This is a genomic window from Alloyangia mangrovi (assembly GCF_002300555.2).
Classification (GTDB): Bacteria; Pseudomonadota; Alphaproteobacteria; order Rhodobacterales; family Rhodobacteraceae; genus Salipiger; species Salipiger mangrovi.
The window spans coordinates 1-13,129 of record NZ_NTHN02000019.1 but is presented as its reverse complement, the minus strand read 5'-3'; the positions used below and the strand labels follow the sequence as shown (position 1 = coordinate 13,129).

At 67.1% G+C, this 13,129-nt stretch carries 12 protein-coding genes and 2 pseudogenes; 5 read left to right on the top strand and 9 right to left on the bottom strand.

Annotated features, from left to right (window positions below):
* Nucleotides 1-13: 13 nt before the first annotated feature.
* The 3 genes from CLG85_RS11895 to CLG85_RS11885 all read right to left on the bottom strand — a co-directional run bounded on the left by CLG85_RS11895 (nucleotide 14) and on the right by CLG85_RS11885 (nucleotide 2,479).
* Nucleotides 14-685, bottom strand: a complete 672-nt coding sequence (locus tag CLG85_RS11895; protein WP_260348939.1) for a 4-carboxy-4-hydroxy-2-oxoadipate aldolase/oxaloacetate decarboxylase — start codon at nucleotides 683-685, stop codon at nucleotides 14-16.
* Between the two features lie 79 nt (nucleotides 686-764).
* On the bottom strand, nucleotides 765-1,727 hold the full coding sequence (locus tag CLG85_RS11890) for a VOC family protein (RefSeq protein ID WP_095883106.1): 963 nt from the start codon (nucleotides 1,725-1,727) through the stop codon (nucleotides 765-767).
* A gap of 20 nt (nucleotides 1,728-1,747) precedes the next feature.
* Nucleotides 1,748-2,479 (bottom strand): PIG-L deacetylase family protein, encoded by a 732-nt coding sequence (locus CLG85_RS11885; RefSeq protein ID WP_260348938.1) that lies wholly within the window; start codon nucleotides 2,477-2,479, stop codon nucleotides 1,748-1,750.
* A 386-nt stretch (nucleotides 2,480-2,865) separates the two neighbouring features.
* Here CLG85_RS11885 and CLG85_RS11880 point away from each other — a divergent pair.
* The 3 genes and pseudogenes from CLG85_RS11880 to CLG85_RS11870 form a co-directional block, all read left to right on the top strand.
* Nucleotides 2,866-3,264 (top strand): annotated as a pseudogene (locus CLG85_RS11880) (helix-turn-helix domain-containing protein); the annotation flags it as partial.
* 121 nt (nucleotides 3,265-3,385) lie between these two features.
* Nucleotides 3,386-3,835: a LysR substrate-binding domain-containing protein gene (locus CLG85_RS11875; protein WP_260348937.1), complete on the top strand. Its 450-nt coding sequence runs from the start codon at nucleotides 3,386-3,388 to the stop codon at nucleotides 3,833-3,835.
* Nucleotides 3,828-4,049 carry a type 2 periplasmic-binding domain-containing protein gene (locus tag CLG85_RS11870; protein WP_260348936.1) on the top strand — a complete coding sequence of 74 codons (222 nt, stop codon included), beginning with the start codon at nucleotides 3,828-3,830 and terminating at the stop codon, nucleotides 4,047-4,049. Before CLG85_RS11875 ends, CLG85_RS11870 begins: the two co-directional genes overlap by 8 nt.
* A 127-nt stretch (nucleotides 4,050-4,176) precedes the next feature.
* On the opposite strand, the gene CLG85_RS11865 is transcribed toward CLG85_RS11870, so the two are convergent.
* The 3 genes and pseudogenes from CLG85_RS11865 to CLG85_RS11855 form a co-directional block, all read right to left on the bottom strand.
* On the bottom strand, nucleotides 4,177-4,872 hold the full coding sequence (locus CLG85_RS11865; RefSeq protein WP_095884493.1) for a FadR/GntR family transcriptional regulator: 696 nt from the start codon (nucleotides 4,870-4,872) through the stop codon (nucleotides 4,177-4,179).
* A 57-nt stretch (nucleotides 4,873-4,929) separates the two neighbouring features.
* The gene (locus CLG85_RS11860; RefSeq protein ID WP_260348934.1) at nucleotides 4,930-5,538 is read right to left on the bottom strand and encodes a nucleotide-binding domain containing protein; all 609 of its coding nucleotides are present in this window, start codon (nucleotides 5,536-5,538) and stop codon (nucleotides 4,930-4,932) included.
* Nucleotides 5,539-5,644: 106 nt separating this feature from the next.
* Nucleotides 5,645-5,962: pseudogene (locus tag CLG85_RS11855) on the bottom strand (four-carbon acid sugar kinase family protein); the annotation flags it as partial.
* Between the two features lie 865 nt (nucleotides 5,963-6,827).
* On the opposite strand from CLG85_RS11855, the gene CLG85_RS11850 reads away from it, so the two are divergent.
* Both CLG85_RS11850 and pdxA read left to right on the top strand, forming a co-directional pair.
* Entirely contained in the window at nucleotides 6,828-7,715 is an 888-nt protein-coding gene (locus tag CLG85_RS11850; RefSeq protein WP_095882187.1) for a dihydrodipicolinate synthase family protein, read from the top strand.
* A 336-nt stretch (nucleotides 7,716-8,051) separates the two neighbouring features.
* On the top strand, nucleotides 8,052-8,822 hold the full coding sequence (gene pdxA, locus CLG85_RS11845) for a 4-hydroxythreonine-4-phosphate dehydrogenase PdxA (protein WP_260348933.1): 771 nt from the start codon (nucleotides 8,052-8,054) through the stop codon (nucleotides 8,820-8,822).
* Between the two features lie 94 nt (nucleotides 8,823-8,916).
* Here pdxA and CLG85_RS11840 read toward each other — a convergent pair whose 3' ends face one another.
* The 3 genes from CLG85_RS11840 to CLG85_RS11830 are packed head-to-tail and all read right to left on the bottom strand — an operon-like array spanning nucleotide 8,917 to nucleotide 12,757.
* Complete coding sequence (locus CLG85_RS11840) at nucleotides 8,917-10,272, bottom strand: cytochrome c (protein WP_095882185.1); 1,356 nt, start codon at nucleotides 10,270-10,272, stop codon at nucleotides 8,917-8,919.
* Between the two features lie 11 nt (nucleotides 10,273-10,283).
* A complete protein-coding gene (locus CLG85_RS11835) occupies nucleotides 10,284-12,053 on the bottom strand; it encodes a GMC family oxidoreductase (RefSeq protein WP_095882184.1) in 1,770 nt (589 codons plus the stop codon).
* A 2-nt stretch (nucleotides 12,054-12,055) separates the two neighbouring features.
* Nucleotides 12,056-12,757, bottom strand: coding sequence for a gluconate 2-dehydrogenase subunit 3 family protein (locus CLG85_RS11830; protein WP_095882183.1), 702 nt, complete (start codon nucleotides 12,755-12,757; stop codon nucleotides 12,056-12,058).
* Nucleotides 12,758-13,129 lie beyond the last annotated feature (372 nt).

Genomic DNA, 13,129 nt, shown 5'->3' with positions numbered 1-13,129 from the left:
CGGGCGGCCCGTATCAGACGTACTTCAGGCCCTTCTCGGCCAGCCGCCCGCGCATGTCGTAGATGTCGAGCCCAAGCTCGCCCGCCGCGAGCCGCTGCCGCTTGGCCTCCTCGGCGGCCAGCCGGGCCTCGGCCTTGGCCAGAACCGCCTCGGCCTCGCCTCGCTTGACGACCACGACGCCGTCGTCATCGGCGACGATCACGTCGCCCGCCTCGATCGCCTGACCGGCGCAGACGATGGGCACGTTGACCGAGCCCAGCGTCTCCTTGACCGTGCCCTGCGCGCTGACCGCCCTGGACCAGACCGGGAAGTTCATCCGGGTCAGGTCCTTCACGTCGCGGCAGCCCGCGTCGATGATCAGCCCGCGGCAGCCGCGCGCCTGCGCCGAGGTGGCCAGCAGGTCGCCGAAATAGCCGTTGTCGCAGGGCGAGGTCGGCGCGAGCACCAGGATGTCGCCCGCCTGCAGCTGCTCGATGGCCACATGCACCATCCAGTTGTCCCCAGGCGCTGCCGATATCGTCACCGCCGAGCCGGCGATCTGCGCGCCGGGATAGATCGGGCGCATGTAGCTCTGCAGGCACCCCTTCCGGCCCTGCGCTTCATGCACGGTTGCGACACCCGCGCGCCCCAGCGCGTCGATGACGTCCTTGTCGGCGCGCGCCACGTTCTGAACCACGACTGCCATGGCAATCTCCTCCCGCTTCTTCTCTTTTCAAATACGCAAATCCCGCCGGTGCCATCCGCAGCGCCGCCGGGCAGGGGCCTCAGCCCTTCACCGGCGGCGTGCCGTGGGTGTGGAAGCTCTCGATGGTCTTCAGCCCCCAGGCCTGGCCCTTCATGCGGTCGGCCTGGGTCCAGCACACCGGCTGCCAGTCGGGGGCGAGGATCAGCCGCGCGCCGGCATTGGCCAGTTCGACGCGGTTGCCCGCGGGCTCCCAGACGTAGAGGAAGAACGTCCCCTGCACCGCGTGCTTGTGTGGACCGGTCTCGATGTGCACGCCGTTCTGCAAGAAGATGTCCGCCGCGCGCAGGATGTCCTCGCGCTGGTCGGTGGCATAGGTCACGTGGTGTAGTCGGGCGTTGCCGCCGCCGTGTTCCTCGGTGCAGGCCAGGTCGTAGGTCTTGTTGTTCACCGTGAACCAGCAGCCGCCGAGCCGGCCGTTGTCGAGCTCTATGTACTCGGTCACGCGGCTGCCGAGGCAGGTCTCCATGAAGCGCTTGAACTCGGTGACGTCCGAGGCAAGCAGGTTCAGGTGGTCGAGCCGGCGCGGCGCGGCGCCCTCGAAGGCGCTGGCGGTGTTCTTCAGCGCGGCGCGGTCGGACTCGTCCTGCGGTTCGTACCAGGCGGTATCGTAGTAGATCTCGAAGATATGGCCGAACGGATCCTCGAAGCGGAAGGCGCGGCCGTGGCTGAGGTCGCCCTCGGTCCAGCCAAGCACCTTGTAGCCCGAGCCCTCGATCACCGCGACCCGGCGCTCCAGCGCCTCGGGCGAGGCGGCGCGATAGCCGATATGGGCGACGCCGGTGGTGTCCGAGCGGGTCAGCTTGAGCGTGCAGAATTCGTAATCGTCCCAGGCCCGCAGGTAGGCGCTGGTCTCGTCCATGCCCGAGAGCTTCAGCCCGTAGACGCGGGTGAAGAAATCGAGGCTCTCGTCGAACTTGTCGGTGAGCATCTCGACATGGCCGAGATGGGCGATGTCGAAGCTGGGGTTGGTCGGCTGGGTCATGATCTTGTCCTCCCGTGGCCTCAGAGCTCGTCCACGGTGCGCGGGAAGATCGACTGGAAGCCCTCGGCGTACTTACAGTCGCGTCCGCCCGACATGCCGCCGGAATTGCGCTTGAAGTGGTTGGCCCGCTGCTGCGCGGCGCGGGTGTAATAGTCCCAGAGATGGATCTGCCCCTCGTTGCACTCCATCGCCTTGCGCTTCTTCTCCCACACCGGGGTGATGTCGAGGAAGGTGTCGGGTTTCCAGCCCATCTGCTCGGTCTGATGCGGCTCGAAGAGGTAGAGCTGCGGCGCGCCGAGCACCTTCTCGCCGGGGTTGTGGCCCCAGGCCTGGGCGATCATCCGGCATTCCAGCGACACTTGCGACATGTACATGTGGTCGGTGTTGTAGGGGTCGTACTGTGAGTGGCTCATCATGAACTTCGGCTGAACCTTGCGGATCAGATCCACCAGTTCGTATTTGTCCGCCGGCTCGAGGAACAGCGGGTAGTCGCCCTTGTCGAAGCACACCAGCTCGTGCACGCCGAGCGCCTCGGCGGCGCGCTCGGCCTCGCCGCGGCGGATATCCTTCACGTCCTGCAGCGACTTGCCTTCTTTCCACAGTCGCGCGCTCTCGCCGCGTTCGCCGAAGGAGAGGCAGGCCACGGTGACCTCGTAGCCCAGCTCGGCATGCAGCGCGATGGCGCCGCCGCAGCGCCAGACGAAGTCGGCGGCATGAGCGGAAATGATGAGCGCGGTTTTCTTCTCGGACATGATGTCTCCTCCGGGTGTCTGGCTTCGGGCATGTCACGGGGGCGGCGTGAAGGGCAATTTCGAAACGCGTGCAGCAGGATAAGAAATGGCTATACCGAGTGGAGGTATCCGGGGGTATGTGCAATGCTTGCGCGTCGGAGATTGAAGAGGGCGGAGACGGTGACCTTCAAACGTGGTGAGGACAGGCTCGCCTCGGCGGGCTTTTGCCTTGCTGTGCAGGCAGTTGGGGTGGACCGCGAGGGCAGGGCCATGGGTGTGGCGCCGGCCGCGCGCGCACCGAAAGGAACCCGCGGTGGACGCGCAAGGGCTTCCGGCTATTGCACTGCCGGAAGGCAAGCGGCTCCCGGGGTCACCGCGGCGCGTCTTCCCATGCCGCCGGAGATGTCATGATTTCGCGTAACTTGCGGCACTTGCGGGTGTTTCTCGCGGTTCTCGAGCTCCGCTCGCTGACGCTGGCCTCGGCTCGGGTCCGGGTGTCGCAGCCGGCGGTGACGCAGGCCCTTGCCAAGTTGGAGGCGCAGGCGGGCGGGCCGCTGTTCGACCGCACCCGGCAGGGGGTTTTCGCGACCGACCGCGGGCGGGTCCTCGGGGCGCGTGTCGCGCGGGCCTTTGCCCGGCTTGACCCCGCGCTGGCGGCGGTCTCTCCGCGGCTCTGCCTGACCGCGTCGAACTCGCAGCTCTCTACGCTAATCGCGGTGGTGGACACAGAGAACTTCACCCTGGCCGCCCGGGCGCTCGGCCATGCGCAGCCCACGGTGCACCGGGCGATCAGCCAGATCGAAACCGAGGCCGGGCAGCAGCTCTTCGAGCGGCGCCGCAACGGGTTGGTGCCGAGTCGCGCCGCGCTGAGGCTGGCGCAGGCGGCACGTCTGGCCCTGGCCGAACTGGCGCAGGCCGAGGCGGATCTTGCCGAGATCGACGGGCGCGAGGTGGGGCAGATGTCGTCGGCGCCCTGCCCGGCGCGCTCGGTGCTGGCTGCCGCAGGCCGTCGCCGAGTTCCGCCTGCTCCGACCGCAGCAACCCATTCTCGTCGTCGAGGGCCTCTACGACGATCTGCTGGCCGGATTGCGCTGTGGCGACGTCGATCTGATCCTCGGGGCGCTGCGCGATCCGGCCCCGATCGGGGACGTGGTGCAGACCGCCTTGTTCAACGACAAGCTGGCGATGCTGGCGCGTCCCGGGCACCCGCTGGTCGGCGCGGGGACGCTGACCGCGCAGGAGCTCGTGGGGCAGAACTGGGTCGTGCCGCGGCAGGGAACGCCGTCGCGCGCCCAGTTCGACGCCTTTTTTCGCCGCGCTGCCGGGAGGCGGGCCGCAGAGCGTGATCGAGGCTGGCTCGATCCTGTTCATGCGTGAACTTCTGGCGCGGGGCGACTTCCTCGGTTGCATCTCGGAAGCCCAGGCCGTTGCCGAGATCTCGCACGGCACATTGCAGAGGCTTGATGTTGCCGGCCATTGGTCGAACCGGCCGATCGGCCTCACCCTGCGTGCGGATTGGGTGCCGACGCAGGCGCAGCACCTCATGCTCGACAAGATCGTGGAAGTTGCCGGACTGCTCCACGCCCAATAGCCAATATTTGTTCGACGGACGCGTTTTATAGGCGCTGCGAGGGCAAGCTCGGCTCCTGCTCGGCGGGAAAGGTCCGACCCTGTAACGCTTGTCGCTGCGGTCGTCCCGTGTTCGCGGCCGGCCTGCATCAGCGCAGCGAGAGGTCGAGCAGCCCGCCCCCGAAGAGCCGGTCCCGCGAATGCTCCAGATGGCTGCGCATGCCGCGGCGGGCAAGCTCCGGCTCGCGGTCGCGGATCGCCTCGAAGATCTGCGTGTGCTCGGCCAGAACCTCTTCGAGACCCTTGCGCCCGTCGTTCATCAGAGACTCGCCGTGCAGCTTCATCCCGACGTTCACGTGGTCGCGCAGCGCCCGGAAGGTGGCTTCGAAATACTGGTTGTTCGAGGCCCGCGCGATGCTGCTGTGAAACATGAAATCCGCATCCTCGCGGTGCTGAAGCGAGCCGGTCGCCGCGCGCAGCAGGTCCAGCGCCTTTTCGATATCGTCCAGCAGCTCGGCGTTGCGGCGCTCGGCGGCCAGTGCCGCCGCCTCGGTTTCGAGGTTGATGCGGAATTCGTAGCAGCGCTGGATGTCTGCGAGGGTCTCGACCTTGGAAAATCCCAGCGGCGCGGGGGTGGCGATGGCGCGCACGAAGCTGCCGGCGCCCTGCCGCGAAACCACCATGCCCTCGTCGCGCAGCTTTTCCAGCGCGGCGCGCAACACCGGGCGGGAGACGCCGAATTCCTCGGCAAGCTGCATTTCGGCGGGCAACTTCTCGTTCGCCGGGTACTCGCCATTGACGATCCGCGTGTGCAGCGAATGGTACACCTTGTCCGCAAGGGGCATTCGCGTCTTTGTCCTGCCTGTCGCCATCAGCCCTGCCTCGTCCTCCGCTTAATGGAATTAATCGCTTGCCAGAAATTTGACAAGTTTCACCAAACAGTCCGGCGCGCCGAAGCCGCCGGATTTCGTCACCAAGGTGAATCCCTCACCGCTTGCGCAGCGGGCCACCGGGACCCCCGGCAGTGCCTCGCCTAAGACGTCCAGTTGTCCGACGTCGAGCTCCGCGAGCAGGGCGGCGGCGCTCTCGCCGCCGCAGGCGAAGAGCGTCGCAGGCTTCAACCGGGCTTGGGCGGCGGCGATGGTGCGCGCGAAGGCGGCCCCGGCTTCGGCGCCGGAGATGACCTCGGCGCCCGGGGTCATGCGGATCAGCAGGAGCGGGTGGGCGGCGTCGGTCGGATCCAGGGAATACGCCCCGTTCGGCGCGGCGCGCACCGGTATGTCGCGGAGCGCCTCGACCTGTGCCAGCGTGACCGGATCGCGCGAGCCGATGGCCAGCAGGGCAGGGTGTGCCAGCGGCAGCGGGGCATTCGGGAGCGGTTCCGGCCAGAGCCGCTCTGCCAGCGTCTCGGCCAGGCCCGCGGCGCCGACGAGAACCGCCCCGTCGAGCTGGGGGGGGAAGCTGCTTGGCCAGATCCTCTGGCATGCGCGTGTCCGGCACGGTGAGGGCACGGCCCAGACGCGGGGCGACCGGGATCGGGGTGTCGACACCGGCACCGGTGACCGCGCCGCCAAGGCAGCATCGCCCGAGCCGGGGGATCGCCGGGTTGACCACCAGCGGCGCGCCGGGCGGTGCCAGCTCTGTCAGTTCGGCGGCGATGTGTCCCTTGAGCCGGCTGTCGATCTTCTTGAAGAGAAGGCCCTCATGCCCCGCCAGATCGCGCGCGACCTGCCGGGCGATGCGGATCGCCTCGGCCTCGGTGCCGTCGCGGGTGCCCGTGGCGACGGCGACGACCTCGGCGGCCGAGGCCAGCGCCTCGGGGAGATCCACTGGGCGGCAGGCGACGCGCACGCGCGCGCCACGCGCGGCGAAGGTCGCGGCGCTGTCGAGCGCGCCGGTCAGGTCGTCGGCGACGATATGTACCCGTCTGCGCATCTCTCCTCCTGTGATGCGGCGCCCTTCTCAGCAGGCGCGGCGGTGGTGGGGCTTGGCGCGAGACCGACCCTGCGCGCTGGGGTGCGGTTCTGATCGCTGATCTCGGCGACGCCAAGCACCGAGAGCTGCGCTGCGTTGACCGGGCCCACCACCGCGTAGGGCGCGATATATCCAGATGCGGCGGTCCAATTTGCGAGCTTTGCCAGCGTGGCGGTGCCGTAGTGGAACAACGCGGGACGGCGTAGCTCGATCGGGGTCGTCAGGTGGTGCATCTCGGACCCCTCCTCCGGGCGGTGGCCGCTCGTGTCGTCTTGCTTGGGGCGCTTGGTCGAGTCATCTGCTTCTCAGGGGCACGCTGCTTGCCTGTCACAAGACTTGACTCAAAGTTTACAACTTGTCAAATGGCAACTTCAGCAGGTTGGGAGGCTCTTCCTTAGAGGTGCGCAGAGTTCCTCGTAGGAGACCAATCTTCAGTCGCTGCATTTTGGGAAATTTCGGCATTTTCCGCAATCTGCAGCGCTGCTGCGGTCGCAGGTCGCCGCTCTCATCCCGATCTGCCCCGAGATTCTTATTTGACATGTTGTCATCTTGTCGGCATCTTCCGCAGCATGTTCGGCGCGGCGTCCGGCCGAAGGCGCGCGCCGTGGACGGGGGGGAGGAGCGGCGGATGATCCAGCGCGAGCAAAAGGCCGATCTGCGGATCGGCGCCGGCCCGATGCTCGTCATGCGCGCGCTGCGGGCCGAATGCGAGCCGCCCCGTGGGGATCAGCCCCCCCGGTGACACGCCCTGTCGCCGGCCTGGCCCTCTATCTCGGGCGCGATCACCCGCAGCCGCGCCGCTCAGCATCCATAAACAGGAGTACTCATGGGTTCGCAAAAAGAGGCCTTCGTCGCGCTGGTCACCTGCTTCAACGACGATGAGACGATCAACTACGAGGCGACGCGCGCCCAGGTCCGCCGCCAGGTGGCCGCCGGCAACAACATCATGTGCGCTGGCACCAACGGCGATTTCTCGGCGCTGACCTTCGACGAGAAGGTCAGGCTGACCGAAGAGGTCGTCGCCGAGGTGGACGGCCGCGCCAAGGTCATCGTCAACGCCGGTATGCCCGCCACCTTCGAGACCGTGGCGCTGGCTCGCGCGTTCGACCGCATCGGCGTCGACGGGATCGCCGTGATCACCCCCTTCTTCATCGCCTGCACGCAGGATGGTCTGATCCGCCACTTCACCACGGTCGCCGACTCGGTGGAGACGCCCGTCTATCTCTACGACATCCCGGTCCGCACGCAGAACCACATCGAGCCCGAGACCGCCCGCGCCCTTGCCAAGCACCGCAATATCGCCGGCATCAAGGATTCCGGCGGCGCGCAGGAGACGCTCGAGCAGTACATGGCCGTGGGTCGCGAGGAAGAGGGCTTCGACGTGTACTCTGGTCCCGACCACCTTGTTCACTGGGCCTTCCAGAACGGCGCCAAGGGCGCGATCTCGGGCCTTGGCAACGTCATGCCCGAGGTGCTGGCGCGGATCGTCAGCTGCTTCAATGCCGGGGACGAGGTCGGGGCCGCCAGGGCGCAGGAGACCTACGGTGCGTTCCGCACCGATCTCTACAAGCTCGGCTATCCGCCGGCGCTGGTGAAGCGCGCGCTCTGGGTCATGGAGCCTTCGGTCGGTGCCTCGCGCCAGCCCGCGCTGCTGCCCGATCCAGAGCAGGACAAGCAGATCGAGGCGATCCTGAAGAAATACGAGCTCATCTGAGGACCGGGGGCGAAACCCGTCGTCACCACCATCACCACGCCGGGCTTGGGCAAGCGCGGCCCCGTGCCGCCGCCGCCGCGCTGAGGGCGCGCCACGATCTTACCGGAGGGACCACCATGTCCGAGAAACCGATTGTCATCACCATGGGCGACCCCTCGGGGGTTGGCGCCGAAGTCACCATCAAGGCCATGGCCGGCCTTTCGCCCGAAGAGCGCGCCCGCTACGCCGTGATCGGCGATCAGGAGACGCTGGAGCGCGCCGTCCGCGCCTGCGACCTCGACCTGAAGCTGCGCCCGCAGGGCAGCGGCGGGGGGGGACGCGCTGCAGGTCATCCACGTGCCGGTGGACGGGCTGCCGGGCAGGTTCGGCGTGCTCTCCGAGGCCTGCGGCGAGGCGTCGTTCCAGTATATCAACAGGGCCGTCGAGCTGACCAGCTCGGGCTCCGCCTCCTGCATCGTCACCGCGCCGATCAACAAGGCGGCGCTGAATGCGGCGGGGCACCACTACGACGGCCATACCGGGATGCTGGCGCATCTCACCGGCTGCAAGTCGAGCTGGATGCTGCTGGCCTCGCCGACGCTGAACGTGCTGCATGTCTCGACGCATGTCTCGCTGAAGGACGCGATCACCCGGGCGACGCCCGAACGCGTGCTCGAGACCATCCGCATCGGCCACACCCACCTGCGCCGCATGGGACTTGAGAGCCCACGCATCGCGGTCGCCGGGATCAACCCGCATTGCGGCGAAGGCGGACTTTTCGGCAGCGAGGACGACCGGCAGATCGCGCCCGGCGTCGAGATGGCCAAGGCCGAGGGCATCAACGTAGTGGGGCCGATCTCGGCCGACACGGTCTATCACCGCGCCAATACCGGGGCCTTCGACCTAGTGATCGCGCAGTACCACGACCAGGGGCACATCCCGATCAAGCTGATCGCCTTCGACACCGCGGTGAACGTCTCGCTGGGCCTGCCGATCGACCGCTGCTCGGTCGACCACGGCACCGCCTTCGACATCGCCGGCACCGGCAAGGCCAACCACGTCAACATGCTGGCGGCGCTCGATTACGCGGGCAAGCTGGCGGCGGCGAAGCGGCGCGTGGCGGCCTGACATGCGCTCTGGGGCCGCGACTTAGGATGCGGTGGCGGTTTACGCAGAAGGGGCCGGAGAAATCCGGCCCCTTTCCATTTTGCTGTCAGCGGGTTCAGTGGCTGGCGGACGCGCCGCGCACCGCGGCGACATCGGCGGCGCTGACCGGCCCGGCGTCATTGCCCCAGGCCTTGCGCAGCCAGCTGGCAAGCTCCGCGACCTCCTCATCCGACAGGCGGTCCGCATAGCCCTGCATGCGCAGGGTCATCGGACGCTTGGCGGTGCCGGAAACCTCGGCGCCCTGCAGGATCACCGAGATCAGCGGCGCGGTTTCCGAGCCGGTCACAAGGTGGTTGTCCTGCAGCTCGGGGAAGATCCCCGGCGCGCCTTTGCCGCTGGCGAAGTGGCAGCCGATGCAGTTGTCGCTGTAGAGGCGCGCGCCGAGCGGCATCTCCGGGCTCGCTTCAGTCAGAAGCTTGGCGGTCGCCTCCCCCGCGGCGTCGGCTGCCGCAGGCGGCAGCGGCGTGGGTCCGGCGGCGGCGAGGGTCGCGGGGACCTTGACCTCTGCCCCGTCCATCCCCTTGAGGAAGGCGGCCATGGCGAGATTGTCCTCATCCGTCAGGTACTGCAGCGAATGCTCGACCACGAGGCCCATCTCGCCGTTGGCGGCGGAATGGGTGTTGCGCCCGGTGGCAAGGTAGTCCGCCAGTTCGCCGACGCTCCATTCCTGCGGAGCAGAGCCTTCGCCGCGCAGCGCGGGGGCGTTCCAGCCGTCGATGACGCCGCCTGCGAGGAAGCTGTCGTCATCCGCCGTCACGCCATCCTGCGACATGAAGGGCGTGCGTGGGCTGTGGCAGGCGGCGCAGTGGCCGGGACCCTCGACGAGGTACTGGCCGCGGTCCTGCAGGTCCGACGCGCCAACCGGGTTGAACCCGGCGTCATGCGTCAGCGCCAGCCAGTTCCAGGCCCGGATGCCGAAGCGCAGGTTGAACGGGAACTTCAATTGCGTTTCCTGCACCTGGTTCTTCACCGGTGCCACGTCGGCCATGATGTAATCGTAGAGGGCACGGATGTCCTCTTCCTTCATCAGGCGGTAGTTCTCGTAGGGCATCGCCGGGTAGAGGTGCGTTCCGCCCTTGGCGATCCCGTCGACCATGGCGGCGCGGAACTCGTCATAGGACCACTCGCCGATGCCGGTCTCGGCGTCGGGGGTGATGTTGGTCGACCAGATGGTGCCCATCGGCGAGGCGATGGCCCGGCCGCCCGCGAGCGGCGCGCCATCCTCGGCGGTGTGGCAGGCGACGCAGTCCGAGGCATGCATCACGTATTCGCCCTGACCGGGCTCGGGCTGCCAGTCCGCGGCCAACTCCTGTGCGGGCTTGCTGCGCTGCACCGGCACGAAGATGAAGGCCAGCAGGGCGATGACGCCCAGCACGGCCAGGCCGCCGATGATGCGGAGGAAAGTTCTCATCTAAGTTCTCCTCAGACCAGCGGACGGGGGTTCGAGAGGTACTGCGTGCGGATCGCGTGCACCGTGTGATAGGCCAGACCGCCGACGAGCCCGGTCGGGTTGTACTGGGTGTTCTGCACGAAGTTGCCCGCGCCCATGGCGAAGACGTTGTGCGCCTTGAAGGTCTGCGAGTAGCGGTTGACCGCACCCTCGCGGGCGTTCTCGGCCATGATGTGACCGCCGGTGTTGTGCGTGGTCTGGTAGGGGCGCACGTCGTATTGCGCGCCGATGTCCTTGAAGCCGGCCTGCATGATGTCGGGATTCATCGAGGCGGCCAGCGGCTCCATCTTGCGCTTCATGAACTGGTTCATCCGCAGGTCGTTGTCCTGCCAGTTGAACGTCATGCGCATCAGCGGGCGGCCGTGGCGGTCGGTGTAGGTCGGGTCAAGGTCGAGGTGGTTGTTGGCATAGGACATGTGCGAGCCATGCGAGCCGATCGACATCGCGTGGCCGTACCATTCGCCGATGCCCTGCTTCCAGCCCGCGCCCCAGCTCGGCGTGCCCTTGGGCAGCGGCATGTTGCGGATCGGCTGGCCGTTGAACGTACCGGCGCGCCAGTAGGAGCCACCGATGAAGCCTTCGGCTCCGAAGTCGTTCTGGCTGATCGAGAAATCGTCGATGACCTGGCCGTTGGCGCCATGGCCGACGAAGGGGTTGAAGTTGTCCTCCTTGAAGAACATCGAGACGCCGCCGTTCATCTGGTAGGCGTAGTTCTTGCCGAGCGTGCCCTCGCCGGTCAGCGGGTTGTAGGCCTCGCCGAGTCCCGAGAGCAGCATCAGGTGCACGTTGTTGAGCTGGTAGCTCGACAGGATGACGATGTCGGCGGGCTGGAACACCTCTTCACCGGCCTCTTCGTCCCAATAGGTGACGCCGGTCGCGGTCTTGCCGTCGGCCGCCAGCTCCACGCGCAGCACTTCCGACTTGGTGCGGTACTCGAAGTTCGGCATGCGCTTCAGCGCGCCGAGGATCGAGGTCTGCGGCGATGACTTGGAGTACTGGTAGCAGCCGTAGCGCTCGCAGAAGCCGCAGAAGTTGCACGGGCCCATCTGCATGCCATAGGGGTTCACATAGGCGGTCGAGGCGATGCCCGCAGGGGCCTCGAAGGGATGGTACCCCATCGCCTTGGCAGCATCGCGGAACTTCGACGCGTCATAGGTCGTCGGCAGCGGCGGCATCGGGTAGTCTTCCGAGCGCCAGCCCTCGAAGGGGTTGCCGCCTTCGCGGATCTCGCCGTTGAGGTTGCCGGCATAGCCGGAGATGCCTGCGACCTTCTCGAACTGGGTGAAGAAGGGCTCCATCTCGTCGTAGCTGATCGGGTAGTCGCGCAGGTTCATGCCCTCGGGAATGATCTGCTCGCCCCAGTTGTCGCGCACGTGGCTGCGCAGCTTCAGTTCGACCGGCTGCGGCCGCCAGTTGAGGCCGTTCCAGTGGGTGCCGGCACCGCCGACGCCGTTGCCGGGCAGGAAGGAGCCGAGCGAGCGGTAGGGCAGCGCGGTCTCGCCGTCGTTGCGGCGCACTGTGAGGGTTTGCTGCGACGGCTTTTGCATCATCTTCAGACGCACGCCGTATTTCAGCTCGTCGATCTGCTGCGGGTATTCGAAGTTCGGGACGGTGTCCTGGTCATGGCCGCGCTCGAGCGCGACGATGTCGAGGCCCTCCTGCGCCAGTTCGATGCCTGCGATCGAGCCGGTCCAGCCGAGGCCGACAATGACCACGTCCTTCTTCTTTTCCTGACGTGCCATGGTTATGCCCTTTCGCCGCTGATCGAGACCGGACCCAGCGGGTATTTCACGTTGTGGCGCTCAGGCCATTCACGGTAGGCCGCGCGGGCACCGGGGAAGCCGATGTAGACCCAGGACTGCATGCCGTGGTTGCCGCCGTATTGCGGGTCGGCGAAATAACCTTCCTTGGTGTTGCCGAGCAGGATGCCCCAGAATTCGCGCAGCTCGGGAGCCAGGGCGACATCGCCGTTCTGCAGCGAGGTGAGAGCGGCGTCCTGCTGCTCGACCGAAAGCTCTGCGAAGACCGCGCCATGGGCCTGCGTGCACCAGTCGTTGAAGGCCGGGATGGCCTGCCGGTAGACCTCGGCGGGGTTCAGCGGCGTCTGCCAGCCGCGCGCGGGCTCGGCGGAGGCGTCATGCGGGCCTTCCATGTACCAGTCGTCGGCGGTGCCGTAGTCGCTGGCCAGCTGGCGGTCGATGAACACCGGCACGCGCGCTTCGATCGCGCCGGGGCCGTCCCCTTCGGAGGGGATCAGCCGCGCGGTCGCGGCCATGATGAAGGCCCATTCTTCGGCATTGAGGTATTCGCGCTGGTAGTCGTCGAGGGAAACGGGCTGCGGCACCTGCTGCGCGGAGGCAGGCAGTGCGAGCCCGGAAAGAGCGGCCCCGGCGGCGGTAGCTTTCAGGAAGCTCCGGCGGCTCGGGTATCCGGGAAGATCGGTCATGGTGGGGTGTCCTGCCGGTGTGGGTGGAACGTTTGTGCACTCACGCAGAGCGACACTTTGCCGCCCTACGCCGCGTCATCGGGGCGCGCAAGCGGGCAAGGAAGGCTTGCAAGGCAGCTATGATCACAGATCATAAGTGTCCTGAGATCGTTTACGAAATTGTGATATTCCAGTGGAGACGACCCGAAATCGTCTCGATATGGCCGGTTCGTCCCCTCATGGTGAGAGATTTCATCTAGGCCGAATGGGGCGACTCTCTGCAGCAGCACACGCGCTCTGTTCGCCTGTGCACACTGAAGGTGGCGCGCTTACACATCTGTTGCAACCAAGTTGAAATGTCACCGCGTCTGCAAAGCAGGAATGTCATCAGGT